Genomic DNA, 24,440 nt, shown 5'->3' with positions numbered 1-24,440 from the left:
GCTTGGCTTTTTAATGGAAGATTCCATGTTATTGATGATAGATAATTACGACTCCTTCACCTTTAACCTGGTGCAGTATTTCCAGCGCCTTGACCAAGAAGTGCTGGTAAAGCGCAATGATGAACTCACGTTAGCTGATATCCGTGCGTTAAACCCAGCACATATCGTGCTTTCACCGGGCCCTTGTAGTCCCAATGAGGCGGGGGTATGTGTGGATGTGGTGCGTCGCTTTGCCGGACATATTCCTATTTTAGGAGTTTGCTTGGGGCATCAAAGTATCGCCCAAGCTATGGGGGCGCAGGTGGTGCGTGCCAAGCAAGTTATGCATGGAAAAACGTCAACCATCTATACTAAGCAACAGGGCGTATTTGCGGGGTTGCCGCAGCATTTCGAAGTATGTCGTTACCACTCTTTAGTGGTGGCCCCAGCGTCTCTGCCAGAATCCTTAGAAATCACGGCGTGGACACAAGATGAGCACGAAAACATGGATGAAATCATGGGTTTGGTTCATACTTCTAAGGCATTGGAGGGCATTCAATTTCATCCTGAGGCCATTCTAACTGAACATGGGCTCACGATGTTGCAGCACTTCATTCACAGGTACTAGGGCTTATAAGCGTTAGCAGCCTCAACGCAGCAAACATATAGAAGCGGTATAACTTAGTAATTATGGTGACTAAAACAGAGCAAATTCGCCAACGTGTGGATGCCCTAGAACAGCGTTTTAATGACTTGCTGTTAGGGCATAGCTTTGCGCAGCAACAAATAGGTTTTATTAAAACCTTTGATATTCAATATGGTAAACCTCTTAAGCAGCGGACCTTATTGGAGGTTGAGCAGGCGGCGCACAGTCAACGGCAAAAACAAAGCTCAGAAAAGCTGCAGTTCACCGCCAAAGTCAGTACCAAATTACACGCGATCATTGAGAATGCAATCAATGAGCAGCTCCACAATGCTGATAACCTATATTCCGAAGTGTTAGGTATCCAAGATGCGGTCCCCACTATTTTAGATATCCTAGGCGCAAAAGCGGCGAGCGTTGGCCGCTTAGAGCCGCTCGTTAATGATTTGAGTTGGCTCGGGCGAGAACTCGTTACCTTAGTGAACTTACCTCAGTATCGCCAAGAGCGAGCCAATCGTGGTGTGAAGATTGACACCCCCGCGTTGGCGATTCGCTATTTGGGTTTAGATAACCTCCGCCTAACCATTCCTACTTACGCTATGCGCCATTGGTTGCCACACAGCACTGAGCCTTTTAGTTTATTGAAGCGTAAGTTACGCGAATCAGCAATGAGTCGAGCGATAGCGGCGTATGAGCTAGCTCAACTACAGGGTCTTAATCCATACAGTGCGTATATCGCTGCGTTGTTCTTGGACTTAGGCCGGGTCGCGCTAACACGACTGTATTTACGTTTGTTCCAACAGATTTGGCAACGTAAGGTGACGTTGGCACGAGATGAAGGCAACAAACGCCTCCATGATGCGCTCATTGCTATCGAGCCTGATCCACTGTATTTACGTAACCTTTTCGTTGAGCGCTCGTTGGAGATCACCCGCTCATTGGTCGAGAAAATGGGCTTTCGCTATATTGGCCTTAACGCATTGCTGGATGATTTTGCTTTGGTCGAAGCCAGTGAGCAGTCTGGCTTGGCGCAGGTTTTGGTGCATGCTAGCTGCTACAGTCAATATTTGATGCTGCACGAGCATCAACTTATTGAAGATGACGAGCGCACCCTGTGGTTCAATTATGTGGGTCTGCAAAGTGACCATGTCCAACACCTAGAAAAGACCAATTTGCACAATTTAGCACTGCAAATTGACGGCTAACTGAAAATTTTTTGTAAATTTTTTTGCGTATATTCATTCATTATTCACTCCTTGGGCTCTTTCGGTGCTGCGCATAAGCTATAGTTCAATTTCCTAAAAGAATACCAAGATAGTTATTCACTGATTATGAAAAACTATCCTCAAAGCCTTTGTTTTCAAGGGCTGCATGAAAGCTTTGCATGAGACTTTAAGGTCTTTTTCTGAAATAATGGGATATCAACTAGTGTACTGCGCTACTTAAAAGTAGGCCGTATTTATCGCTTTTCGTGTCCCGCCTGTCGGCGTGCTTTAGATGCGACACAAAAGTAATACTCAGTGAGGAAATGAAATGACAGTTAATCGCGCTTTATTCGACGAGGTAATGGTACCTAATTACAACCCTTCAGCGGTTATCCCTGTACGCGGCGAAGGCTCGCGGGTGTGGGACCAGCAAGGCAAAGAGTTTATCGACTTCGCTGGTGGTATTGCGGTTAACTGTTTGGGCCATTGTCACCCTGCCTTAGTCAACGCCTTGAAAGAGCAAGGTGAAAAGATTTGGCACCTGTCGAATATCTGGACCAATGAACCAGCCTTGCGTTTAGCAAAGAAAATGACCGACAACACCTTTGCTGACAAAGTGTATTTTGCTAACTCTGGCGCTGAAGCCAATGAAGCCGCACTAAAGCTGGCACGTCGTTGGGCAATCGATGTGCACGGTGAGCACAAATCGAAAATTATCTCCTTCAACAAAGGTTTCCATGGGCGCACCTTCTTTACCGTGACCGTAGGCGGTCAGGCAGCGTATTCTGACGGCTTTGGCCCGAAACCGGGTGACGTCGTTCACTGCGACTATAACGACCTGGAAAGCTTCAAAGCGCTGATTGACGATAATACCTGTGCGGTGATGATGGAGCCGTTGCAAGGTGAAGGCGGTATTATCGCGCCGGAGCAAGCATTTGTTGAGGGTGTGCGTGAACTGTGTGATCAGCACAATGCTTTACTTATTTTTGATGAAGTACAAACAGGTGTAGGTCGTACCGGCGAGCTTTACGCTTACCAAGGTCTTGGCGTGACGCCAGACATTCTAAGCTCAGCAAAAGCGCTCGGTGGTGGTTTTCCTATCGGCGCAATGTTAACCACGGCAGAGATTGCACAGCACCTTAAGCCGGGTACACATGGCTCTACCTATGGTGGTAACCCACTTGCTTGTGCGGTAGCCGAAGCGGCATTTGACACCGTAAACGACGCCACGGTACTGGCCGGTGTTAAAGAAAAAGAAGCGTTATTCAAATCGCTACTTAACGACATCAATGCTAAATACGACGTATTTTCTGAAATTCGTGGTAAGGGCTTGCTGTTAGGTGCAGTTGTTAACGATAAATTCAAAGGTCGTGCACGCGAATTCTTAGTTGCGAGTATGGAGCAGGGGTTGATGTCGCTTGTTGCGGGTGCCGATGTTGTACGCTTCACTCCGTCTTTAGTGATCCCTGAAGCCGATATCCGTGAAGGTATGGCGCGCTTTGAAAAAGCGGTAGCAAGCCTAGTCTAATCTGCCTGGGGCTGCAAAGCCCCATCCTGTAGTAAGTAAATTGCTGGAGTTCCACTTTGCCTTCTCGGTGAGGTTGCGGGCTCCTTTGGTATTTAACCTTTAGGGAGTAAGCGAGTCGATGATGATTCTTCGCCCAATCCAACAAGATGATTATCAGGATTTATTGATCATGGCCGAAGAGTCGGGCCATGGTTTTACATCCTTGCCGTTAAATGAAGAGTTGCTGCAGAATAAAATCGCACGCTCCGTACAGTCATTCGCGAAGCCGACTGAAAAGGCTGGAGACGAGGGCTATTTATTCGTATTGGAAGACAGTGAAACCGGTGAAATTGCGGGAACCTGTGGCATTGAAGCTGCAGTGGGCCTAGACGATGCATTTTACCACTACCATCTCAGCAAAGTGATTCATTCTTCACGCACTTTGGGAGTGTATAAAGCCGTTGATATTCTTACTTTATGTAATGATTATACCGGTGCAACAGAGCTGTGTACGCTGTTCTTGAAGGAAAAATACCGACAAAAATACAACGGCAAACTATTATCGAAGTCACGTATGCTGTTTATTAATCAGCACAGACAGCGCTTTGCCGATACCGTTATTGCAGAAATGCGCGGCGTGTCTGATGAAAATGGCGATAGCCCATTTTGGCAGTGGTTGGAAGAGCATTTTTTCTCAATGGATTTTCCGACTGCTGATTACCTCACCGGCATTGGCCAGAAAGTATTCATCGCTGAGTTGATGCCAAAATATCCGATTTACGTCAACTTATTGAGTAAAGAGGCACAACAGGTGGTAGGGGAAGTGCACAGCAATACTCGCCCTGCCATTGAGTTGTTAAAAAGTGAAGGTTTCACTTTTAATGGTTATGTCGATATTTTCGATGCCGGACCGACGGTTGAAGCGAAAGTTGATAACATTCGTACTATCGCAAACAGCTCGTTACGTGAAGTGGTTATTGCAGATAAACCAGGTGAACAAGCGGTATTAGTAGCGAACCAAGGCCTGCAAGACTATCGTGCTGTGGTTATTGAATGTGAATACAACGACGGCGAACAACATATCACACTAAGCCAAGCAACGGCGGATGCTTTAAAGGTTAAAGCAGGCGAGCACGTTAGCGTGGCAGCATTATAAGGAGCAAGCAATGTCTCATTTAGCTCAATTCATTAATGGTCAATGGACAGCAGGTGAAGGTCAGGCCTTCAATTCCATTAACCCAGCGAACAACGACGTGATTTGGCAAGCGAACAGTGCCACACCACAGCAAGTTGATGCAGCGGTAAAGGCGGCGCGAGAAGCGTTTATTCCTTGGACAGATAAAACCGTAGAGCAGCGCTTAGAGGTGGTTAAAGCCTTCGTTGAGCAACTTAAAGAAAACAGCGAAGAGCTGGCACTGATTATTGCTCAAGAAACCGGAAAACCATTGTGGGAAACGCGCACAGAAGCAGCCGCAATGATTGGCAAAGCAGGCATCTCAGAGCGCGCCTATCATGAACGCACTGGCACAGTAGAAAACCCAATGCCAGTAGGTAAGGCTGTTATTCGCCACCGAGCACATGGCGTGGTTGCTGTATTTGGCCCATATAACTTCCCGGGTCACCTACCAAATGGACATATCATCCCAGCACTGTTAGCGGGTAACACGGTGATCTTTAAACCGTCAGAGCTGACCCCAGCAGTGGCGGAATTCACCTTAAAATTATGGCAGCAAGCTGGGTTACCACAAGGGGTGATTAACCTCGTTCAGGGTGAAGTTGAAACGGGTAAAGCCTTAGCTTCTCACCCAGGCATCGACGGTCTATTCTTCACCGGTTCATCGCGCACAGGTCACGTGCTGCATGAGCAATTCGCAGGTCAGCCAGGTAAAATCTTAGCGTTGGAAATGGGTGGTAATAACCCTCTCATTGTTAAGGATGTAAGCGATGAAAAAGCAGCAGTACATGATATTTTGCAATCAGCCTATATCTCTGCTGGACAGCGTTGTACGTGTGCCCGTAAGTTATTCTTGCCTGCAGGTGAGCAAGGCGATGCGATTCTTGCTCAGTTAATTACGGCGACTAAGAACATTAAAGTGGACGTCTATGACGCACCAGAGCAGCCGTTTATGGGGTCGATGATTTCCGAAGCAGCGGCAAAGGGCCTGGTTGCAGCGCAGCAACAGCTGGTTGAGCTTGGTGCAGAAGTGTTAGTCGAGCTTAAACATACAGCGGGCACGGGCTTTGTGACTCCAGGAATCTTGGAATGTAGCAATGTGAGTGATTTCCCTGACGACGAGCATTTCGGACCACTTTTGAAAGTGTTCCGTTACACGGAGTTTGATGACGCCATTAACAAAGCCAATGATACTGCCTATGGCTTATCTGCTGGTTTGTTAAGCGACAGTGAGCAAGACTATGAATACTTCTTGCGTCGCATCCGTGCCGGTATTGTTAACTGGAACCGCCCAATTACGGGCGCATCGAGCGCTGCACCTTTCGGGGGTATTGGTGCTTCAGGCAATCACCGTGCAAGTGCTTACTACGCAGCAGATTACTGCGCCTACCCAGTTTCTTCTGTGGAGCTTGAGAAAGTAACGCTTCCTGAAAAGTTGAGCCCAGGGCTGAGTCTCGACTAATAGCGACTTTATTTGGGTCATAAAAAAGCAGCTTCGGCTGCTTTTTTTAGTGCTAAGCAAGCACTTCAAAGTGGCTATAAAAGCATCGTAAGTCCTAGCTTTTCGGCTAAGTTTCTGCTTAAATCTAGAAAGATTTATAAGAAGTTAATGGTGTTTAATGGTTCTCGACAGACAAGGCTATGATGATCTCATCATGTACCTCACGCAAAACCTCTCGTTGTTTGAGAAGTCCGGTGAGGTCGCTCCTGATGCGCCGACGGTCATGGAGCTTATAGAAGATGTGATCGCCGAGCATGTAATGCTCATCTGTCAGCAGCACACCGAGCTCGATACCGAGCAGCGCAGTCAAATCGTACGTGAAGTCGACGGCATTGTGTACGACCTTCAAGAAGTTCTCAGTAGTGTCACTAATCAACCTGTAACCAAAGAGCAGCGCGAGTTTATTGACGAGTTTGCCGGGTTGATTAAAAACTTATTTGATAACGCCGTCGCTCGCGTATCGGCCTAAGCCGTCAACTTTACGTACCAAGGGCAAGCATCGTTTAAACTTTGCATTGCCGGTAGCCTCATTTACAATCGCTGTAAACTTATTACCAATAAGAGGTTTACATGCAAGCGAAAGTAAAATGGGTAGAGGGTGATACCTTCATCGGCACATCTGACTCTGGCCACAATGTAGTATTCGATACTGGCAGTGATAGCCATGCCCCTTCACCGATGGAAATGGTTCTTATGTCAGCTGGAGCTTGCTCTTCGGTTGATGTGGTGAGTATTCTAAAAAAAGCCCGACAGCAAGTGAGTGACGTACAAGTTCAGCTCAGTGCCGAGCGCGCGCCATCAGCCCCAAAAGTGTTCACTAAGCTTAACCTACACTTTGTTGTAAGTGGCAAAGAGGTCAGTGAGAAGCATGTTGAGCGTGCTGTTTCACTGTCTGCGGAAAAGTATTGCTCGGTAGCATTGATGCTGGAAAAATCAGTGCAAATCACGCATAGTTTTGAAGTACAAGAAATCGCTTAAAAAGTGCTTTTTCAAGGGGCCAAATTGGGCTAAAATCCGCGCTCTTTTATGGCCCCGATGCGGCTTTTAGCGACTAGGTTTTAAGGTTGGTTTATAGTGAACAAACCCTTCGATAAAATTAAACTTCATGGTTTCAATAACTTAACCAAAAGTTTAAGCTTCAGCATATACGATATCTGCTATGCCAAAACAGAGCAGCAGCGTAAAGAGTACATTGAGTACATTGACGAGCAATACAGTGCTGACCGCCTCACTGATATTTTAGGTGAAGTCGTAGACATAATCGGCGCCAATATTCTTAACGTGGCGCGTCAGGATTATGACCCACAGGGCGCGAGTGTGACTATCTTGGTTTCTGAAGAGCCAGTGCATGAACAAAGCTTTGATAGCGAGGAAACACCGGGCCCGTTACCGGACTCTGTCGTGGCGCACTTGGATAAAAGCCATATATGTGTACACACTTATCCGGAAGCTCATCCTCATGATGGGATTTGCACTTTTAGGGCCGATATTGAAGTATCGACCTGTGGCGTGATCTCGCCATTAAAAGCGCTCAACTTCTTGATCCATTCGTTAGAATCCGATGTTGTGACCATAGACTATCGCGTCCGAGGCTTTACTCGCGACGTTAATGGTGTGAAGCATTATATCGACCATGCCATTAATTCTATCCAAAATTACATGACAGAGGATACCAAAGAGCTCTATCAGATGATGGATGTGAATGTGTATCAAGAAAACTTGTTTCACACCAAAATGATGCTTAAAGAGACAGACCTGAATACCTATCTATTCGGCGTTACCACCGATGAGTTAGAGCAACAAGAGACTGAAGAGATCCGCACGCGTCTTAACCGTGAGATTCAAGAAATCTTTTACGGTCGTAACCTGCCTGACGCGTAGCGATAACTCAGATAGGTAAATCCACCGGCGCTAAATGTTCAAGGGCCCGCTTTTTCACTAGCAGGTCCTTGATCAGAGGCGTTAAAAGCAACTCCATGGCCAAGCCCATTTTGCCACCAGGAACGACCAGCGTGTTCATGCGTGACATAAAGCTTCCTTCAATCATTTGCAGAAAATAAGGAAAGTCGACATCGTCTATGCCGCGAAAACGGATCACCACAAAACTCTCATCTAAAGATGGAATATCTTTGGCGCTAAAGGGGTTAGAGGTATCTACCGTTGGTACTCGCTGAAAATTGATATGGGTGCGGGAAAACTGCGGGGTGATGTGGTTAATGTAATCATCCATGCTGCGAATAATCGAGCCCATAACCGCCTCGCGAGAATGACCGCGCTCTGATGTGTCTCGGATCAGCTTTTGGATCCACTCTAAGTTAATGATCGGTACCATGCCAATGAGCAAATCCACATGCTTGGCAACGTCGTAGTCTTCATCAGCAACCCCACCGTGCAAGCCTTCGTAGAACATCAGATCTGTGCCTTGCTCAAGTTCTTGCCAAGGGGTGAATGTGCCTGGTAACTGATTATAGGGAACGGCTTCGTCAAAGGTGTGGAGGTAGCGACGGACCTTACCATTACCGGTCTCGCCGTAATTGGCAAACAGCGACTCTAGCGCTTCAAAGTCATTGGCCTCACGGCCAAAGTAGCTAATATGGCGTCCTTGTTGCTCCGCTTCACGAATCTTCTTGTCCATTTCTGGGCGGGTATAGCGATGAAAGCTATCACCCTCAATAAACGCGGCATTTATGTCTAGTGCACGGAAAATGTGCTTGATTGCATTGGTTGTTGTGGTTGTGCCTGCGCCTGAAGAGCCAGTAATTGCCACAATAGGGTGTTTCGCCGACATAAGATTAACCGTTTGTTAATTAGAATACCCTTTATAAAGGTGCAGTGCAGTGAAATCAAGCCTAGTTACTTGCGAGACGGTGAATTCACGTTAGTATAGGGAGATTGCCAATAACAATAAAAAATTATGCGTAAATTCAAAAATCTACTGCTTGGTAGTGCCGCTCTTATCGCCACTGCCTCGGCGCCAGCTTGGGCGTTAGATAGCCAAGTATTGCTTTTGCGAGAGCACTCGCAAGGTATTGATGTTTCCGCCATCAGTGATAAAGCAGGGTACAGTAATCAACCTTGGCTTACCGCCGAGGGGGTGTATTACACCCAAGCGGTGACTCAAGCACAGCAATCACAAACAGATATCTTCTTTTACGACTTTGCCACCAACAGCCGAGTGAACGTTACACAAAGCAAAAATCGTAGTGAGTATTCACCAACGATGATGCCCGATGGCGATGCAATCTCTGCCGTGGTAGTCGAGGCGAATGCGGCACAAAAGTTATGGCATTATCCGTTAGATGGCACGGCGCCACAGCGAATTTTCGACAACGGCATGACCATAGGCTATCACGCTTGGGGGCCGCAAGGCGTGTTGGTCTTTGCCTTAGGCGAGCCACATAGCATTCATTATCTGCCTCTTAAAGACCCCAAAAAGGGCAAGCACATCGTTGATAACCCTGGTCGCACACTGAGCTATAACTCGGCACTGCGGGTTTACACTTACACCTTTGAGGAACAAGGGCAGAGTTGGTTCGCCACCTATGCAGTTGATGATGATGTATCGAGCAAAGCCTTTCGCCTGCCACAAGGTGTCCAAGATTACACCTGGTTTGACGCGCAGACGGTGATTTATGCAAATCAAAATCGATTATATAAGAAACAGTTGGGTAATGCTCAGCCAGCGCAGCTATGGCACGACTTAAGCACTCATTGCCAAGGCACCATTACACGCGTGAGCTACCTAGCTACAGAGAAGACCTTGGCATGGGTATGTAATGCCAAAGCTAAAGAGAGTTAATGGCGATTGCAAAAGCGTTGCCAGTGGGTGTGGGTATTCACAACGCGCACCCCTCGGACTATCTTTTGCAATAAGCGCATATCGGCGAACTCTCGTTGTGGGTATTCTTTGAGGCCGAGCAGATAACAAAACCCAGCTTTACTGCCTAACTGCATGGCACTAATACGGACCTGCTGCTCGAAGTTTAGACGTAAACTACTCAAAGCGGTTTTATGACCGTGCTGATCCACGGTGGGCAGAGCACATTTCTGTAGGTAGCCAGCGCGCTCTCCCTCGCCGGAAAACCAAATTCGTGCCTTTTCACTGTAACGACCAGATTTTGCAGGTAAATCAAACAGTAAACGCTGATGTCCATGATCTTTCAACCATTGTACATATTCATGTAATCCACAGGAGAATAAGTGTGGATGGATGGGGATTTTACGCGCTTTGATTTTGCCATGAGTATGCACATGTAAGTAAGCGGTGCCAGTGCCTAAATGCACATCTTCCAAAGTGAGGCTGCCAAGTTCATCACTAAAGCCGCCGGTATAATAAGCCAGTAGAGGCAGCCAGAAATGCCAATGCTTGGCTTGCTCGCGTGGTTGTTTTTCGTCGCCGTACACATATCCTGAAAACAGGGTGTGTAATTCCATAGCAGAAAATGGCCGCCGTCCTAAATGGGTTTTCACAGCTTAGTCGGTCAGTGCATTCACTAATGATTGGGCACTTAACTCACTGCAAGCACCTTCAGCCCAATTAACACCTACCCACACGCCATCATCATGTAAAGCGGGAGCTAATTCATCAAGATACTCACTAAGCGATATATCAATGGCTGTGTAGTCTTGCCACTCATTGATGCATTGTTGCTGTGCCAGCGCTTCGCTGTGCCATAGTAGCAGCACATCTTTGTTATCATCGTATGCCGAGGTCACACTGGCTACACCGCCGTCAGGGGCGCTCAATAGCCATAATGTTTGCTGCTTACGGACCTGCTCACAAAAGCTATCAAGTTGTGATTCTATTTCTATATCGTTGCTATCATTCATTATTCGGCCTTTCTTGGATCGGTTTGTTGGGCCAGTTGTTCACGGCTGTACTGTTGCCAAAACGCATGTAATTGCGAATAAACGCTAAAATCGGTGAGTTGACGAAACGCCAACCAATCTAACAGGCAAAACAGGCTAGTCAGTACATAAGCATGCGTTATTTTACCACTGCTAAGTAATTCTTCTAACACCCCTAAACATTGGCTAATGCGCTGATGTTGCAGGTTAAAAAATAACGTATCTTGTGTAGTGTCAAACCCTGAACGCTGGCATAAAAGCAACTCAACACCGGAATCATTAGCCGCGTTGATAGTTGTTAGTTGGTTACGCTCATCCCAATGTAATGGTTTGAGCTGATGGGCTTGGCTTAAGTATTCAAAAATTACAGTGGAGTCATATACACTTTGCTGCCCATCGACCAATACTGGAATTTTCGCCACTGGGGTGTGCTGTAATAGCAGTTCTCGCCCTGCGGGGGAGAAAATATCTATATGTTGGTAAGGAACATCAAGTGTATGCTGGGCGCACCAAATACGCAGGCGGCGTACGTAGGGGGAGGTATCAGAGCCATACAATTGCATTGTAAAACCTGCCTTGTGAGCAACAATCTCAATAACTGAGCTCCAAAATAGCAGGCTTTACAAGCAATGCAATAGAAATTTGGCGAGCTTAATCGCTGCGGCTGGTCACTTCGAGTAAATGATAACCAAACTGCGTTTGTACCGGGCCTTGTACTTGGTTTAATGGGGCTGAAAACACCACTTTATCAAACTCTGGTACCATCATTCCTGGACCAAACTCTCCAAGCGCTCCACCGTCTTGTGAGCTCGGACACATGGAGTGTTGTTTTGCCAGTTCTGCGAAATCTTCTCCCTGTTCAATCTTATCTTTTAAATCCAGGCACAGGGCCTCGTTATCCACCAATATATGACGCGCACTTGCCAAAGCCATAAGTTACTCCATTTGTTAATATCATGATTCTGTTAGGCCCTTCGCTGTGGGTGAGCCGGACCTTTTTTACTGCCATTAAGTTTAGACAAACATAATGATTTGTCATTATAGCGCTTGCTCAACAGCTTGGGTAAGCGTTTCTGACATTGGTTTTGTGCGGCTGTTAAAGCGTTGCACCTGTTGTCTATCCTTTGACACTAAGTACTTGTAAAAATTCCAATTTGGAGAGCTGGTTTGCTCGTTCAAAAATTGAAAAACCGGATGAGCATCGTCGCCCCTCACCGGCGTGGGTGCGAGCATAGTGAAGGTTACACCATAATTGATGTAGCACACTTCAGCAGTGTCTTTTTCGTCATCTTCCTCTTGGAAAAAATCGTCAGATGGAAACCCCAACACCACCAAGCCTTGGTCTTTGTATTTTTGATGCAGCTGCTCGAGCTCTTTGAACTGTGGTGTAAAACCACAGTTGCTGGCCGTATTAACAATAAGCAAAGGCTTATCTTTAAATTGGCAAAGATCAATGCTTTGCTCTGAACGTAGCTTACGCACTTCAACATCGGTGAAATCGCCACATTCGCTGGCTTGGACTGTAGAGCTAAGCAGTAATAACGCAGCGCTTAAGGTACTGAGAGTGAATCGGATCATGACCATCGCCTTTTCATTGTTTGTCTCGCAGAGTACGATACTATCAATGTAAATGATCATTTTTAGCAACCATTATTTATGTTTGAAACCGCTGAATTAAGTGACTTGCCTCGTATCGTAGATATTTATAACCAGACTATCGCCAGTCGCATGGTGACCGCAGACACTGAGCCGGTCACTGTTGAAGAGCGTCGGTCGTGGTTTCTAGGTCATACGCCTAAGCGGCCCATTTTCGTTTACAAACAAGGTGAGCGAGTTGTGGGTTGGTTGAGTTTTAAATCTTTTTATGGCCGCCCCGCTTACGACGGCACCGTAGAGGTTGCTATTTATTTATGTGAATCGGTAAGAGGACAGGGGTTGGGGCGAAAAGCGCTTAACTTCGTTGAAGCTCATGCCCATACACTGGCAATTGAGAACCTCTTAGCTTTTATATTCAGTCATAATAAACCCAGTATCGGGCTTTTCACCTCGGCGGGATTTTCGGTGTGGGGGCAACTGCCAGATGTAGCGAGAATGGATGGTCAATTATACAGCTTGACCATCCTTGGTAAGTCGCTAGTCACGTAGTTTCGCAAACGCTGTGCCCATGCGCGTGGTGGCCTCGGGAACTTGATCGTCAAGAAAGTCAGCTTGGTTAGCACCCCACGCTAGAATGACAGTGGAGCCAAGCTTGAAGCGCCCCATTTCCTCACCTTTTTTCAGCTTCACTGCGCGGTTTCCTTCGCTTGGATAATCCCAGCTGAATACATCTTTACCTGCTGGTGGCGTGACTGTCCCAGCCCAAACAGTTTCGATGCTGGCAACAATGGTGGCGCCTACCAGCACCATCGCGAGCGGGCCAATGTCTGTATCAAATATCGCCACTACGCGCTCGTTGCGAGCAAATAAGTTAGGCACGTTTTGCGCCGTTAATGGGTTTACAGAGAATAAATCGCCAGGTACATAGATCATCCGTTTTAACGTACCGTCTACTGGCATGTGGATGCGGTGGTAATCTTTCGGTGCAAGGTAAATGGTGGCGAACTTACCGCCTAAGAAGGGCTCGGAATCGGCTTGGTTGCCGCCAAGTAAAGTCTGCACACTATAATGATGGCCTTTAGCTTGCAGTAATTGACCCTCATTAATATCACCAAGTTGGCTAATGGCCCCATCAACGGGGTGAGCGATAATATTGTCGTCTTCGCAAAGCGGGCGGATACCGGCTTTGAGTGGGCGAGTGAAAAACTCATTAAAGCTTTGGTAGTGACTTGGGTCCTCATGCTGCGCTTCGCTCATATCAATTTTATATTGCTTGATAAAAAGCTTAATGAGCGAGGTGGTAAGCTTGCCCGCCTTTGCTGCGGCTAATTTACCAACTAAGCGTGATACGCCGTGTTTTGGTAGCGCATATTGAAAAGCGATTTTTACTTTGTCTAAATTCACTGAGTAGATTCCACTGTAATTTGTTAAATGGTAACGAAACCAAAGACTAAAGGCCAGTTACCGGCCTTTGGGTGCTACACTCGTGGATTACGAGCGCCAGCACGGCCATCGGCCATTGATTCTATTATGCGGTGATAGTTCTCAAAGCGAAAATCGGCAATTTCGCCTTGTTCTACAGCCTCTCGCAGTAGACAGCCCGGATCATCTAAATGTTTACAATCACGGAACTTACAGCCGCCTAAATATTGACGAAACTCTTTAAAGCACCAAGCGACGCGCTCGGGCTCTAAATGCCAAAGGCCAAATTCGCGGATCCCTGGGGAGTCGATTAAATTGCCGCCGCTGGGGAGGTGATGTAAACGAGACACGGTTGTGGTGTGTTGACCTAACCCGCTATTGCTCGATACGGTCTTGGTAAGGATATCGGCATCAGGCAACAAGGCATTGACTAAGCTTGATTTGCCGACCCCACTTTGGCCAACAAAGATGCTGTTGTTATCCGCCAACATTGCCTTTAGTGTATCCATGCCTTCACCGCTTTCGCTACTGACCATCATCACCTGATAGCCTAAATGAGCGTACTCAGCGAGGTAATCGGCAAATAGCTCACGGTCTTCATCATCGAGTAAGTCCACTTTATTCAAAAGCAGCACAGGGGGAATACCCATGTCCTCACACGCAACGATATAACGGTCGATTATTTGTGTGCTAAATTCCGGCACCACCGCAGAGACCATCAGAATTTGATCGACATTGGCAGCCACCACTTTGACACCATCGTAAAAATCAGGGCGGGTTAGTTGCGAATGGCGCTCTTCTACTAACTCAACCACTCCGGCGATATCGCCTTCACTGACTTTTGCGCGGCGGAACATCACTTTGTCACCACAGACCAAGCTAGATATCGTGCGGCGAATATTACAGCGTAATACTTCGGCATCCGCTGTTTCCACATCGGCATGCTGACCGAAGCGGCTGACAACGAGAGCCGGTTCAGCTGCGCCTAAATTCTGGCTATCAAGTTCCAGCTCAGCCGCCTTGTTGGCATCGGACTTTACCCGCTGTAAGCGTTTCTGGTGATTAGCGCGTATACGTCGCGCTTGCCCTTTCGACAATTTCTGTTTTTTGGCCACGGAATCTCTTTCGTTCATGCCCATCTTTGGCACTGCCTTATTTGCAGTAAATAAGGACGGTGTAAAAAAGGCTTTAGGTCTGCGTATGAAGCTAATATGATATAACTAATCGCAGCAAACCGAAAGAGAAGCAGGGCGCACGACTATGGCTGTAAGCAAAACAAACCTGGTCTGGTTAGACTTGGAAATGACCGGCTTGAATCCCGATCACGACCGCATTATGGAAATTGCCACCATTGTTACCGACAGCGAGTTAAACATCCTCGCTCAGGGCCCAGTGATTGCTATTCACCAAAGCGACGAGTTACTCAACAGTATGGACGCGTGGTGTACTAACCAACATGGTAAATCGGGATTGACTAAACGCTGCCAACAAAGCGAGGTTAGCGAGCATCAAGCCATGGCTGAGACTTTGGCGTTTTTAGAGCAGTGGGTCCCCGCAGGCGCATCGCCTTTATGTGGGAACTCCATTGGTCAAGACCGTCGCTTTCTAGTGCGTTACATGCCTGAGCTCGATAATTTCTTCCATTACCGCAACATCGATGTCAGTACCATTAAAGAGTTGGCCCGACGTTGGCAGCCTGAGGTATTGGATAAAGTTGAGAAAAAGGGCTCGCACTTAGCATTGGACGATATCAAAGACTCAATTATGGAATTGCAGGTTTATCGTACAGAAGTGTTCAAAATTTAAAAAAACAGCAAAAAAGGGCTTGCAAAGACAAGGTATTCTTGTAAAATCCTGCCCCGCTTAAGACGAACACCCCGCACTAGTCGGTGTGCTTAAACTAAGCGCTGTGTAGCAGTCTCGCTGTTGCATATGAAGCGGCACTAGCTCAGCTGGTAGAGCGCAACCTTGCCAAGGTTGAGGTCACGAGTTCGAACCTCGTGTGCCGCTCCAAACTTTTACTGTTGTTGCTAACAGTTTGCAGCCCAAGCTCAGCTGCACAATCCAGAGCAAATTATGAAGCGGCACTAGCTCAGCTGGTAGAGCGCAACCTTGCCAAGGTTGAGGTCACGAGTTCGAACCTCGTGTGCCGCTCCAAACTTTTACTGTTGTTACTAACAGTTTGCAGCCCAAGCTCAGCTGCGCAACCCCGAGCAAACTATGAAGCGGCACTAGCTCAGCTGGTAGAGCGCAACCTTGCCAAGGTTGAGGTCACGAGTTCGAACCTCGTGTGCCGCTCCAATTCACTGAACACTCTCAAAACTCAGTTTTATTCCCACATGTATCGCGTATAAAGCATGCAGCCAAGCTGGCATTGTTGATGTATTAAACCGCAGTGGCCATGACTGCATGTATTTTGGTGCTCTTTTGTGCATCACCTCGTGATGGCGGTTTCCTATTTTGGCTGGCTCGACTAAGCTTTATCTCAGGTTCGTTCAAAAGGTAAAGAAGTAATGCGAAATCAGTCCCTTGCTAAAAAACTCTTACTTGCTAGTTGTGGTGCCTTATTGGTCACTGTATTGCTGCTTATTGGTATTTTATGGTGGCAGTTGGAGCAAAGTAATAGCGCCGTTTCCAGTGAATCCAGGGTGCTTGTGCGCCAAGAGGTTGAGGATAAGCTGTTGGCTAAGGCCGGCTTAGATGGTGAGAAAATCCTCGGTTTTATCAATGAAGCCTATCGAATTCCTTATACCCTAGCTGGGATCCTTGGGCGCACCAAAAATCAGCCTTTGGATCGAAGTGCAGTCGAGCAAATAGACCGAGCGGTATTGGCTCAAAATGAACTGGTATCATCCATTTACACGCAGTTTGAAGATAACGCTTATGATGGTTTAGATAATCAATTTACCAGCGGCCACCAGCACTCCGTACCCGGACATGGTTCTTTAGAGATTTACATGATCCGCAATGAAGACGGCTCTATTGAACAACAAGTGGTGGAAGATGCAAGCGAAAAGCATGTCGATACTATCAATGATATGGGGCTGCGCGAGGCCGAATGGTATCTATGTGCGAAAGATACACTCAAACCCTGTTTAATGGAGCCCTATCTTTATGAGATTTCGCCAGGGTATTCCGAGATGATGACCTCGCTGACCGCTCCCATCGTTCACCAAGGACGTTTTTTAGGCGTAGCCGGGGTTGATTTAAACCTACCTATTTTTCAGAAAATCACTGAGCAGCTCTCGGCGAACCTCTATCAAGGCCAAAGCAAGGTGTCGCTAATCAGCTCAATGGGCTTGGTGGTGGGCAGTAGCCATTACACCGAACAGTTAGGAAAACCATTTGCTGAGGTGGTGGATAAACCACTGATGGCGGCTATAAAGAGCAGCACAGCAAGCGTTGAGCTGGTGGATGACACATTCGTTGTTAATTACCCCCTGGATGTAAAACTAGCCGACTCTACTTGGCGTTTGGTCGTCGAAGTACCTGAGTCACTGGCTATGGCGGGCGCTCAAGAGTTACAGCAGAACTTGGAAGATAATGCTGATGCGCTGAAGTCAGTACTTATTATCGTTGCCATTGTGGTACTTGCAGGCGCTGCGACCATGATGTACTGGCTTACCCGAACCATTGTAGGCCCTATTGATGCCATTCGTATGCGTATGGAAAACTTGGCCAGCGCCGAGGGAGATTTAACACAGTCGCTGAATGTCGATACGCACGCCGAACTTATCGCTTTGGGGAGCGGTTTTAATGCCTTTATCGACAAATTACGTACTCTTATCTCTCAGCTTAAGCAACTCTCATCACAAACCATGGAGCAGGCCGACAGTGCCTCACAAGTGGCCACACAAACCCAAGAAAATGTAGAGAAACAGTTTGCTGAAATTGAGAGTGTGGTGACGGCAATGAACGAAATGAGCTCCACGGCGTTGGAAGTGGCCCGCGCCTCAGAGCAATCAGCACAACAAACGGAAGAAATTAATAAATTAGTGCAAGCCAGTGAGCACAGTTTGTCGCAAGCTGTTGACCAAGTACAAACCATGTCTACGGAGATCAATGATGCCAATGTGGCGGTAGGTAAGGTCGCTTCACGCAGTAATGACATTAACCAGATACTCGATGTGATCCGCACCATTGCCGAGCAAACGAATCTGCTTGCACTGAATGCTGCTATCGAAGCGGCTCGAGCGGGTGAACAAGGACGAGGCTTTGCTGTGGTGGCTGACGAAGTTCGTGCACTGGCGTCGAAAACACGTGCTTCCACAGACGACATCAGCGAGCTCATTACCCGCTTGCAGCAAGAAGTGGGCAGTGCATCAACCATCATAGAGCAGGGTGTCTCACGCGCCGATACCGCTGTATCGCAAACTTCATCCGCGTTTGATGCGCTTCATGAAGTGGTCGAAAAAGTGAATGAAATTACCAATCAAGTGACTCACATAGCCACAGCTGCTGAGGAGCAAAGCTCGGTCACTGAAGAAATCAATCGTAATTTGACGCTCATTTCCGATGCTGCCTCGCACCTGGCCGACTTGGCTCAGCAAACAGGGTCGGGATCGAAAGAGCTTATTGCCTTGGTTGAAGAGCAAGATTCGCAACTGAGTCGTTTGAAAACCTAAGCGTTTCCTCTTTAGGTTCAATGGCTTAAGTTGAATATAAAGTTGCCAACTAGGCAAAAGTACGTCTACGTTTAAACTAGGGTAGAGGGCTTGGTGAAAGCATGGTGAAGCGACGGATATTGATCATAGATGCGACAACAGTACTTGCTATGCGCATTAAGGTACTGCTAGAGCTGCTCGATTGTGAGGTCGAGCTGCTGCACTTTGCTAATTTAGAGGCCATTGAGCCCAGTGACTATGATATGTATATCCTTGCCCATGGCATTCCTATGGCGCTTGCTTGTGACCTCAAACAAGCCCTCAGCGGCTGTAATGTCGCGCTGTTGGCGCCTAAGGCTGAACAAGGTGAAGTATTTGCAAGCTTCGCCGAGCTTAATAAGCTGTTTATACAAGCTCAAGTTATTTATCCCTTTTACGAAAACAAAGAAATCAGTGCGCTTTTAGAAAGCATTTTAGAGATTGACGGACCGCAGTCGATCGCCTTGCCGCAAGTGCTTCATGTGAGTCCGCAAGATAGCCAGGCACATATCCAGCAGTGGCTGACAGGCGCGCACATTAGTGTACTAGGAGCTCACTCTCTTACTCAGGCGTTGGAAATTGCCAACGGAACACATATCGATATTTTGCTCTGTCATTACCAAGTGCAAGGGGATAGTGGCAGTGATGTGTATTTACAAGTTAAGAGGATACAATCACATTGCCGTTGTATCTTGCTTATAAACCAAGGAGATAAAGCAAATTTACTGGAGGTGATCCGCAGCGGTGTGGATGATGTCATTGAGCTGCCAGCGGATCAAAGTATTGTCCTTAAATCGGTGCATAAAGCATGGCAGACAGAGCTCCTCAAACGTAACAACGCGCAGCTACTTGAGCGGTTACAAGACACCGTCGATGCGCTCATTGAAAAAGACAGTTTGTTACGCGTAGTATTCAAAAACACCCCTGACGCAGTCATTTTGTTTGCCCGTAATGGCAGCTTGATTGACGCCAATGATGCAGCGGCGAAGTTACTGAACTTAAATCAAACTGAGCTCGCAAAGCATACCTTGTTTCAATTTTTGAGCTCAAGCTCAGAGCAAACTTTACTGCAAACGATGCGTTCGACAACAAGCTTAAACCAACATAGCTGTGAGCTTGAAGTGCAAACCTCGAAGCGTGGGCTGATCCCTATGGTCGGCTCCTTTAGTGAAATTGACTATCACGGTGCGATTGCCTACGCCGTAATCTTTAAAAATGTGACTAACCTAAAAGAGCGCCAAGTATTACTTGAAGAGGCGCGAGATGAGCTCGAAATCCGCGTCAAGGAGCGCACTCGGGAGCTGAAGTTAGCAAAAGACCAGGCGGAAGCCGCAAACCGCAGTAAATCAGAGTTCCTGGCCAATATGTCCCACGAACTGCGCACCCCGATGCATTCAATACTCAGCTTTTCGCGATTTGGGCTCGACAAGTTGAGCAATGGCGAAACGCCCATTGATAAGTTAAGCAAGTATCTCAACCGTATTCATACCAGCGGTGAGCGCTTACTGTCATTACTTAATAACTTACTTGATTTGTCGAAATTAGACGTTGGCAAATTTCCTTTTTGCCCGAGCCGAGCTGATGTTTGTAAGTTGATTGAATCGAGCATTACGGATGTGTCTGGCACGGCGATGGAAAAACACATCAACATAAAACTCCATGATAACGATGTGAATAGTCACATTGACTGCGATGGTGCGCAAATAACTCAAGTAGTAACTAATCTCTTAGGAAATGCGCTTAAATTTAGCACCGAGGGAAGTGACATAGACATTTACTTACATGAGGATAGTGACAACTTGGCAATTCAAGTGGTTGATCATGGAGTGGGTATCCCAGAAAACGAGCTAGAACATGTCTTTGATAAATTCTCCCAAAGTAGCCAAACCAATCGAGGGGCCGGGGGAACAGGTTTAGGATTGGCGATATGCCGTGAGTTTGTGGCGCTGCATCATGGCCGCATTCATGCTAAGCAAAATCCTAAAGGAGGCACTATTATAGAAATAAGCTTGCCAAAAGTTCAGCAAGCACAAGAAACTCAGGCGCCGCCGCATAAGCCGGTAGAATAACAAGCTTGAATAAGGGAAGGTCAATACGATGACAGTGCAACGGGTATTAGCAGTAGATGACGAAGAATATAATCTAGAAATCATTGAAGAAATTCTCGATGATCAAGGGTTTGAGCTGAAAATGGTAGACAGTGGGCCAGCCTGCCTCGCGGTGGTGGGGGAGTTTAAGCCGGATATTATTTTGCTTGATGTCAGTATGCCAGATATGAACGGCTATGATGTTTGTCGCCAACTTAAAGCGAACCCAGAAACCGAAGATATTGTGGTCATGTTTGTATCTGCGCGGGGCACGGTAGAAGAGCGCATGGAGGGTTACGCTGTAGGCGCAGAGGACTACATTGTTAAACCTTTCAGTCACGATGAACTCAAATCAAAATTGATGAAGCTCAAAGGGTATCTTGATGAGCAAGAAGACCTACAAAAGCAAGTTGACGATGCCACATCCACCGCTTTTAACGCTATGGCTAATAGCAGCGAAATGGGCGAAATCGTCAACTTTGTTGAGCGTATTGGGCAAATTTGGGAGCCCCAAGAGTTAGGCAAAGAACTGCTCAGCTGTTTAAATCGTTTTGGCTTACAGAGTAATGCTGAGTTGCGATTGGATGACGGCGTACAGCACTTCTCATTAAGTGGAGGGTGCTCCCCCATTGTTGTTGAGCTTTTTGACATGCTAAAAACCCGGGGGCGCTTACACGAGTTCTCGCAGCGATTGTTGGTGAACTATGAGAAAGTGAGCTTACTGATCCTGAATATGCCAGAGAAAGAACCCGAGAAGCATGGTCGCATTCGCGATCATGTATGTTTTCTAGTCAGTGTGACTGAGCAGCAACTCACCGCCATTATGACCAAACAAGCGCTGCAAAAGCGCCAAGCGCAGTTGGGGGAGGCGGTATCGCGTATTGAAGCACAATTCCGTGAACTCATCAGTGCGGTGAATCAAACGCGCAGCGATAATGAAAAAGTGTTTCGCGCGTTACAAGAGGAGCTTGAGGAGCGTATTCCCACTATGGGCTTAGACGATGACCAAGAAGCCTTTATCTATCAAAAGGTAGACGACACCATCCAACGCTCGGTGGCCCGAGAGGAGTCGGTGGAGAACTTGCAGGCGGCATTCTCTCGCATCGAGCAAGATCTCGCTAAATTGCTCAACTAAGGTGGTAAAAAGTGAGCGCTCTGAGATTACTCTGCGTCTCTGGGAAGCCCTTTTTGTACGGCGCGGATCAATCGCTGAGTTTTCTTTGTGTGTGCCGTAACTGTCACGCTCAATGCCTCACGCTTTTGTTGTTGCTGCGCAAGTGCCCAATGAATATGCTCTGCAACCAAGTCACTAGCCCCTTTCAACCTAGCCATTAACGCCTCAACAATAGCGCTATCGTAGGGCGCGTTACCTAAGGCAATGGCAATATTACGAAGCCAGCGTTGGTGGCCAATACGACGGATGGGGCTGCCTTCGGTATTAGTTAAAAACGTCTCTTCATCCCAGCTAAATAGCGTCAATAGTGGCTGATCTTTAAGCTGGGCGCGGGCATGGAAGTCAGACTCTGCGGTGATCTCGCCATAACGGTTCCATGGGCAAATTAACTGGCAGTCGTCACAGCCATAAATACGGTTGCCCATCGCTGTTCGGTATTGCTCAGGAATAGCGCCTTTAAGCTCAATGGTTAAATAGGAAATACATTTTCGCGCATCAATCACATAGGGCTCAACGATAGCCCCAGTGGGGCACATGGTCATGCATGCGACGCAACTGCCGCACTCTCCTTGGGTGGCTTGTCGGGTGTCAGGGTCATCAACTGGCAGCGGAATATCCACAAACAGCTCCCCGAGGAAAAACCATGACCCCGCTTGTTTGTCTATCAATAAGCTATGCTTTCCGGTAAAGCCTAAGCCAGCCTTCGCCGCAAGCTGGCGCTCGAGCACCGGGGCGGAGTCAACAAAAGGGCGAAACCCCAAACCTTCAGCAACTTGTGCAATACGCTGGCCGAGCTTCTTTATACGGTTACGCATCAGCTTGTGATAATCGCGGCCCAGAGCGTAACGGCTGATATAAGCCAACTGAGGATTTTTCAGGGTGCGGGCAAAGCCCGCGTCTGGGGGTAAATAGTGCATCTTTAACGCGATGATGCGCTGGGTACCCGGTACCAGTTCGTCTGGGCGCGACCGCTTGGTGCCATGCTCGGCCATAAAGTTCATTTCGCCATGATAGCCAAGCTCAAGCCAACGTTGTAATTGTGCTTCATGAGCACTGAGATCTATGTCACAAATAGCTGCATCGGCAAAGCCAAGCTCGCTCGCCCATTGCTTAATTTGCTGTGCTAGTTCAGGATAATTAATGGTGTTATTCGGCAAAAGTGAAAACCATGGATAGTCATTACAGTACTAATTTACCACAGCAGGTATTTACTCCCCAACAATTGCAGCAATATGAAGGTGCCGCTGCCAAGCACAGCGGAGTGAGTATGCTGGAGCTAATGCACCGAGCGGGCAGCACCGTGGCTCATTGGATACAACAACACTACGACAAAAAAAAACGCGTTATTGTGCTTAGTGGAGGCGGTAACAACGCCGGTGATGGCTTTGTGGTCGCCACTGAATTACGCCAACAAGGCTATGATGTTAAGGTCTGGCCGCTGGTCGCTGTGCATACTCTAAAGGGAGATGCCGCAACCATGTATGAGCGCTTTAAACAAAGCGGTGGGGAGTGTGTTCAGGACCCAAGTCTACATCATTATCATATAGTGGTGGATGCTATCTTTGGCATTGGCCTTAATCGTGCTTTGCCGGAGCCTATTGCTGATGTATTGGCGAAAGTGAATGCCGCTAAGGTGATGCGTATCGCCATTGACGTCCCCAGCGGGGTCGATGCTCACAGTGCGCAGGTACATAATAATGCCTTTAATGCCCACCATACACTGACGTTTATTGCCCTAAAACAGGGTCTATTGAGCGGTCGAGCTAAAACCCAATGTGGTCACTTATGGTTTGCGCCATTGGCAATAGAACAGGCTTTTTACCGCCAATGTAGTGCAGTGGCTTGCTTGAATGATCATGCATCGATGATGCGCAAGCGGCCAGTTCGAGGCCAAGGCAGTCACAAAAACAATGCCGGTCATGTCTTAGTTGTCGCAGGGGGGCTAGGAATGGCGGGCGCAGCGCGATTAGCCAGTGAAGCGGCACTACGAACAGGGGCCGGTTTGGTGAGTGTGGCGACCCATCCAGAGAATGTGCAAACCATAAGCCAAGGTTGCTATGAGCTTATGGTTCACGGGGTAACAACTGCTCAGCAACTCACAGCACTATTGGAAAAAGCCAACGTCGTCGTTATTGGACCTGGATTAGGGCAATGTCAGTGGGCGCAACAGATGCTCAGCACGGTTCTTGGCTATGAACATAAACGATTAAAAGTGCTGGATGCGGATGCATTAAACCTATTGGCACAGAATCCACAGCGACTCACTGATTGTGTTTTGACGCCGCACCCCAAAGAGGCTGCGCGATTATTGCAAAGCTCCGTTACTGAGGTGGAAGCCAATCGCTTTGCCAAGGTGCAGGAGTTGGCGCGTTCATACCAAGCAACAGCACTATTGAAAGGTCCGGGTACACTTATTTGTAGCGCTGATAAATTAACAATTAACAGCAGTGGCAGTAACGCACTAGCGAGTGGCGGCATGGGTGATGTATTATCTGGTATAATTGGCGCGTTGCTAGCGCAGGGCGTTAGCCCACATGACAGTGCCTGTGTGGGGGCTTATGTGCACGGCTTAGCAGCCCAGCAAGCAAGCAGTGAGGGCAGCAAAGGGTTGCTCGCCAGTGATTTATTTCCAGTAGTACGAGCTTTAATAGGGTAAGCAAT

The 24,440-nt window shown here is 47.5% G+C and carries 24 protein-coding genes and 3 tRNA genes; 18 read left to right on the top strand and 9 right to left on the bottom strand.

Annotation, left to right across the window (positions count from 1 at the left end; all coding sequences use genetic code 11):
• Positions 1-25: 25 nt before the first annotated feature.
• The 8 genes from W04_RS03910 to speD all read left to right on the top strand — a co-directional run bounded on the left by W04_RS03910 (position 26) and on the right by speD (position 7,890).
• The gene (locus W04_RS03910) at positions 26-607 is read left to right on the top strand and encodes an aminodeoxychorismate/anthranilate synthase component II (RefSeq protein WP_045979170.1); all 582 of its coding nucleotides are present in this window, start codon (positions 26-28) and stop codon (positions 605-607) included.
• A 62-nt stretch (positions 608-669) separates the two neighbouring features.
• Complete coding sequence (locus tag W04_RS03905; protein ID WP_022945587.1) at positions 670-1,827, top strand: HDOD domain-containing protein; 1,158 nt, start codon at positions 670-672, stop codon at positions 1,825-1,827.
• A gap of 328 nt (positions 1,828-2,155) precedes the next feature.
• Positions 2,156-3,355, top strand: coding sequence for an aspartate aminotransferase family protein (locus tag W04_RS03900; RefSeq protein WP_045979171.1), 1,200 nt, complete (start codon positions 2,156-2,158; stop codon positions 3,353-3,355).
• A gap of 118 nt (positions 3,356-3,473) precedes the next feature.
• Positions 3,474-4,490 (top strand): arginine N-succinyltransferase, encoded by a 1,017-nt coding sequence (astA, locus tag W04_RS03895; RefSeq protein WP_053909867.1) that lies wholly within the window; start codon positions 3,474-3,476, stop codon positions 4,488-4,490.
• Positions 4,491-4,500: 10 nt separating this feature from the next.
• Entirely contained in the window at positions 4,501-5,970 is a 1,470-nt protein-coding gene (gene astD / locus W04_RS03890; RefSeq protein WP_053909866.1) for a succinylglutamate-semialdehyde dehydrogenase, read from the top strand.
• A gap of 157 nt (positions 5,971-6,127) precedes the next feature.
• A complete protein-coding gene (locus W04_RS03885; protein WP_022945591.1) occupies positions 6,128-6,478 on the top strand; it encodes a DUF3802 family protein in 351 nt (116 codons plus the stop codon).
• Positions 6,479-6,579: 101 nt separating this feature from the next.
• Positions 6,580-6,987, top strand: coding sequence for an OsmC family protein (locus W04_RS03880; RefSeq protein WP_022945592.1), 408 nt, complete (start codon positions 6,580-6,582; stop codon positions 6,985-6,987).
• Positions 6,988-7,083: 96 nt separating this feature from the next.
• On the top strand, positions 7,084-7,890 hold the full coding sequence (speD, locus tag W04_RS03875; RefSeq protein ID WP_022945593.1) for an adenosylmethionine decarboxylase: 807 nt from the start codon (positions 7,084-7,086) through the stop codon (positions 7,888-7,890).
• 7 nt (positions 7,891-7,897) lie between these two features.
• On the opposite strand, the gene W04_RS03870 is transcribed toward speD, so the two are convergent.
• Positions 7,898-8,797, bottom strand: a complete 900-nt coding sequence (locus W04_RS03870; RefSeq protein WP_022945594.1) for a phosphoribulokinase — start codon at positions 8,795-8,797, stop codon at positions 7,898-7,900.
• Positions 8,798-8,923: 126 nt separating this feature from the next.
• Here W04_RS03870 and W04_RS03865 point away from each other — a divergent pair, with 126 nt between their 5' ends.
• Positions 8,924-9,808: a hypothetical protein gene (locus W04_RS03865; protein ID WP_053909865.1), complete on the top strand. Its 885-nt coding sequence runs from the start codon at positions 8,924-8,926 to the stop codon at positions 9,806-9,808.
• Here W04_RS03865 and W04_RS03860 read toward each other — a convergent pair.
• The 5 genes from W04_RS03860 to W04_RS03840 all read right to left on the bottom strand — a co-directional run bounded on the left by W04_RS03860 (position 9,805) and on the right by W04_RS03840 (position 12,435).
• The gene (locus tag W04_RS03860) at positions 9,805-10,479 is read right to left on the bottom strand and encodes a hypothetical protein (RefSeq protein ID WP_053909864.1); all 675 of its coding nucleotides are present in this window, start codon (positions 10,477-10,479) and stop codon (positions 9,805-9,807) included. The genes W04_RS03865 and W04_RS03860 overlap by 4 nt on opposite strands.
• A 3-nt stretch (positions 10,480-10,482) precedes the next feature.
• Positions 10,483-10,839 (bottom strand): DUF2750 domain-containing protein, encoded by a 357-nt coding sequence (locus tag W04_RS03855; RefSeq protein ID WP_053909863.1) that lies wholly within the window; start codon positions 10,837-10,839, stop codon positions 10,483-10,485.
• Positions 10,839-11,420 (bottom strand): glutathione S-transferase family protein, encoded by a 582-nt coding sequence (locus tag W04_RS03850; RefSeq protein ID WP_053909862.1) that lies wholly within the window; start codon positions 11,418-11,420, stop codon positions 10,839-10,841. Before W04_RS03850 ends, W04_RS03855 begins: the two co-directional genes overlap by 1 nt.
• A gap of 88 nt (positions 11,421-11,508) precedes the next feature.
• A complete protein-coding gene (locus tag W04_RS03845; protein WP_022945599.1) occupies positions 11,509-11,790 on the bottom strand; it encodes a peptidylprolyl isomerase in 282 nt (93 codons plus the stop codon).
• Positions 11,791-11,895: 105 nt separating this feature from the next.
• Positions 11,896-12,435: a glutathione peroxidase gene (locus W04_RS03840; RefSeq protein ID WP_157576273.1), complete on the bottom strand. Its 540-nt coding sequence runs from the start codon at positions 12,433-12,435 to the stop codon at positions 11,896-11,898.
• Positions 12,436-12,513: 78 nt separating this feature from the next.
• On the opposite strand from W04_RS03840, the gene W04_RS03835 reads away from it, so the two are divergent.
• Positions 12,514-13,002 (top strand): GNAT family N-acetyltransferase, encoded by a 489-nt coding sequence (locus tag W04_RS03835; protein WP_053909860.1) that lies wholly within the window; start codon positions 12,514-12,516, stop codon positions 13,000-13,002.
• Here W04_RS03835 and asd read toward each other — a convergent pair.
• Positions 12,991-13,857, bottom strand: coding sequence for an archaetidylserine decarboxylase (gene asd / locus W04_RS03830; protein WP_053909859.1), 867 nt, complete (start codon positions 13,855-13,857; stop codon positions 12,991-12,993). The two genes, W04_RS03835 and asd, sit on opposite strands and share 12 nt — an antisense overlap.
• 74 nt (positions 13,858-13,931) lie before the next feature.
• Positions 13,932-14,990: a small ribosomal subunit biogenesis GTPase RsgA gene (rsgA, locus tag W04_RS03825; RefSeq protein ID WP_053909987.1), complete on the bottom strand. Its 1,059-nt coding sequence runs from the start codon at positions 14,988-14,990 to the stop codon at positions 13,932-13,934.
• 145 nt (positions 14,991-15,135) lie between these two features.
• On the opposite strand from rsgA, the gene orn reads away from it, so the two are divergent.
• The 7 genes from orn to W04_RS03790 all read left to right on the top strand — a co-directional run bounded on the left by orn (position 15,136) and on the right by W04_RS03790 (position 21,740).
• On the top strand, positions 15,136-15,681 hold the full coding sequence (orn, locus tag W04_RS03820) for an oligoribonuclease (protein ID WP_053909858.1): 546 nt from the start codon (positions 15,136-15,138) through the stop codon (positions 15,679-15,681).
• 131 nt (positions 15,682-15,812) lie between these two features.
• Positions 15,813-15,888, top strand: a tRNA-Gly gene (locus W04_RS03815).
• Positions 15,889-15,956: 68 nt separating this feature from the next.
• Positions 15,957-16,032 (top strand) — tRNA-Gly (locus W04_RS03810).
• Between the two features lie 68 nt (positions 16,033-16,100).
• Positions 16,101-16,176, top strand: a tRNA-Gly gene (locus tag W04_RS03805).
• 212 nt (positions 16,177-16,388) lie between these two features.
• Entirely contained in the window at positions 16,389-18,500 is a 2,112-nt protein-coding gene (locus W04_RS03800) for a methyl-accepting chemotaxis protein (RefSeq protein ID WP_053909857.1), read from the top strand.
• A 101-nt stretch (positions 18,501-18,601) separates the two neighbouring features.
• The gene (locus tag W04_RS03795) at positions 18,602-20,587 is read left to right on the top strand and encodes an ATP-binding protein (protein WP_053909856.1); all 1,986 of its coding nucleotides are present in this window, start codon (positions 18,602-18,604) and stop codon (positions 20,585-20,587) included.
• 28 nt (positions 20,588-20,615) lie between these two features.
• Positions 20,616-21,740 (top strand): PleD family two-component system response regulator, encoded by a 1,125-nt coding sequence (locus W04_RS03790; RefSeq protein WP_022945607.1) that lies wholly within the window; start codon positions 20,616-20,618, stop codon positions 21,738-21,740.
• Between the two features lie 26 nt (positions 21,741-21,766).
• Here W04_RS03790 and queG read toward each other — a convergent pair whose 3' ends face one another.
• Positions 21,767-22,936: a tRNA epoxyqueuosine(34) reductase QueG gene (queG, locus tag W04_RS03785; protein ID WP_053909855.1), complete on the bottom strand. Its 1,170-nt coding sequence runs from the start codon at positions 22,934-22,936 to the stop codon at positions 21,767-21,769.
• Positions 22,937-22,947: 11 nt separating this feature from the next.
• Between queG and W04_RS03780 the strand changes: the two genes are divergently transcribed.
• The gene (locus W04_RS03780) at positions 22,948-24,435 is read left to right on the top strand and encodes a bifunctional ADP-dependent NAD(P)H-hydrate dehydratase/NAD(P)H-hydrate epimerase (protein WP_053909854.1); all 1,488 of its coding nucleotides are present in this window, start codon (positions 22,948-22,950) and stop codon (positions 24,433-24,435) included.
• Positions 24,436-24,440 lie beyond the last annotated feature (5 nt).

The sequence above is a fragment of the Pseudoalteromonas sp. SW0106-04 genome (assembly GCF_001293805.1).
Lineage (GTDB): Bacteria > Pseudomonadota > Gammaproteobacteria > Enterobacterales > Alteromonadaceae > Pseudoalteromonas > Pseudoalteromonas ruthenica.
Note: the sequence above shows the minus strand (reverse complement) of the source record. Positions and strands in the feature narration are given on the sequence as shown.

Bases quoted from the DNA above. Each gene is read 5' to 3' on its own strand.
- astD (WP_053909866.1), top strand. From the start codon at position 4,501: ATGTCTCATTTAGCTCAATTCATTAATGGTCAATGGACAGCAGGTGAA.
- W04_RS03840 (WP_157576273.1), bottom strand. From the start codon at position 12,435: ATGATCCGATTCACTCTCAGTACCTTAAGCGCTGCGTTATTACTGCTT.
- W04_RS03835 (WP_053909860.1), top strand. From the start codon at position 12,514: ATGTTTGAAACCGCTGAATTAAGTGACTTGCCTCGTATCGTAGATATT.
- W04_RS03845 (WP_022945599.1), bottom strand. From the start codon at position 11,790: ATGGCTTTGGCAAGTGCGCGTCATATATTGGTGGATAACGAGGCCCTG.
- W04_RS03900 (WP_045979171.1), top strand. From the start codon at position 2,156: ATGACAGTTAATCGCGCTTTATTCGACGAGGTAATGGTACCTAATTAC.
- W04_RS03880 (WP_022945592.1), top strand. From the start codon at position 6,580: ATGCAAGCGAAAGTAAAATGGGTAGAGGGTGATACCTTCATCGGCACA.
- W04_RS03905 (WP_022945587.1), top strand. From the start codon at position 670: ATGGTGACTAAAACAGAGCAAATTCGCCAACGTGTGGATGCCCTAGAA.
- W04_RS03885 (WP_022945591.1), top strand. From the start codon at position 6,128: ATGGTTCTCGACAGACAAGGCTATGATGATCTCATCATGTACCTCACG.
- W04_RS03870 (WP_022945594.1), bottom strand. From the start codon at position 8,797: ATGTCGGCGAAACACCCTATTGTGGCAATTACTGGCTCTTCAGGCGCA.
- W04_RS03780 (WP_053909854.1), top strand. From the start codon at position 22,948: ATGGATAGTCATTACAGTACTAATTTACCACAGCAGGTATTTACTCCC.
- W04_RS03800 (WP_053909857.1), top strand. From the start codon at position 16,389: ATGCGAAATCAGTCCCTTGCTAAAAAACTCTTACTTGCTAGTTGTGGT.
- W04_RS03790 (WP_022945607.1), top strand. From the start codon at position 20,616: ATGACAGTGCAACGGGTATTAGCAGTAGATGACGAAGAATATAATCTA.
- orn (WP_053909858.1), top strand. From the start codon at position 15,136: ATGGCTGTAAGCAAAACAAACCTGGTCTGGTTAGACTTGGAAATGACC.
- W04_RS03855 (WP_053909863.1), bottom strand. From the start codon at position 10,839: ATGAATGATAGCAACGATATAGAAATAGAATCACAACTTGATAGCTTT.
- W04_RS03910 (WP_045979170.1), top strand. From the start codon at position 26: ATGTTATTGATGATAGATAATTACGACTCCTTCACCTTTAACCTGGTG.
- astA (WP_053909867.1), top strand. From the start codon at position 3,474: ATGATGATTCTTCGCCCAATCCAACAAGATGATTATCAGGATTTATTG.
- W04_RS03865 (WP_053909865.1), top strand. From the start codon at position 8,924: ATGCGTAAATTCAAAAATCTACTGCTTGGTAGTGCCGCTCTTATCGCC.
- W04_RS03795 (WP_053909856.1), top strand. From the start codon at position 18,602: ATGGTGAAGCGACGGATATTGATCATAGATGCGACAACAGTACTTGCT.
- W04_RS03850 (WP_053909862.1), bottom strand. From the start codon at position 11,420: ATGCAATTGTATGGCTCTGATACCTCCCCCTACGTACGCCGCCTGCGT.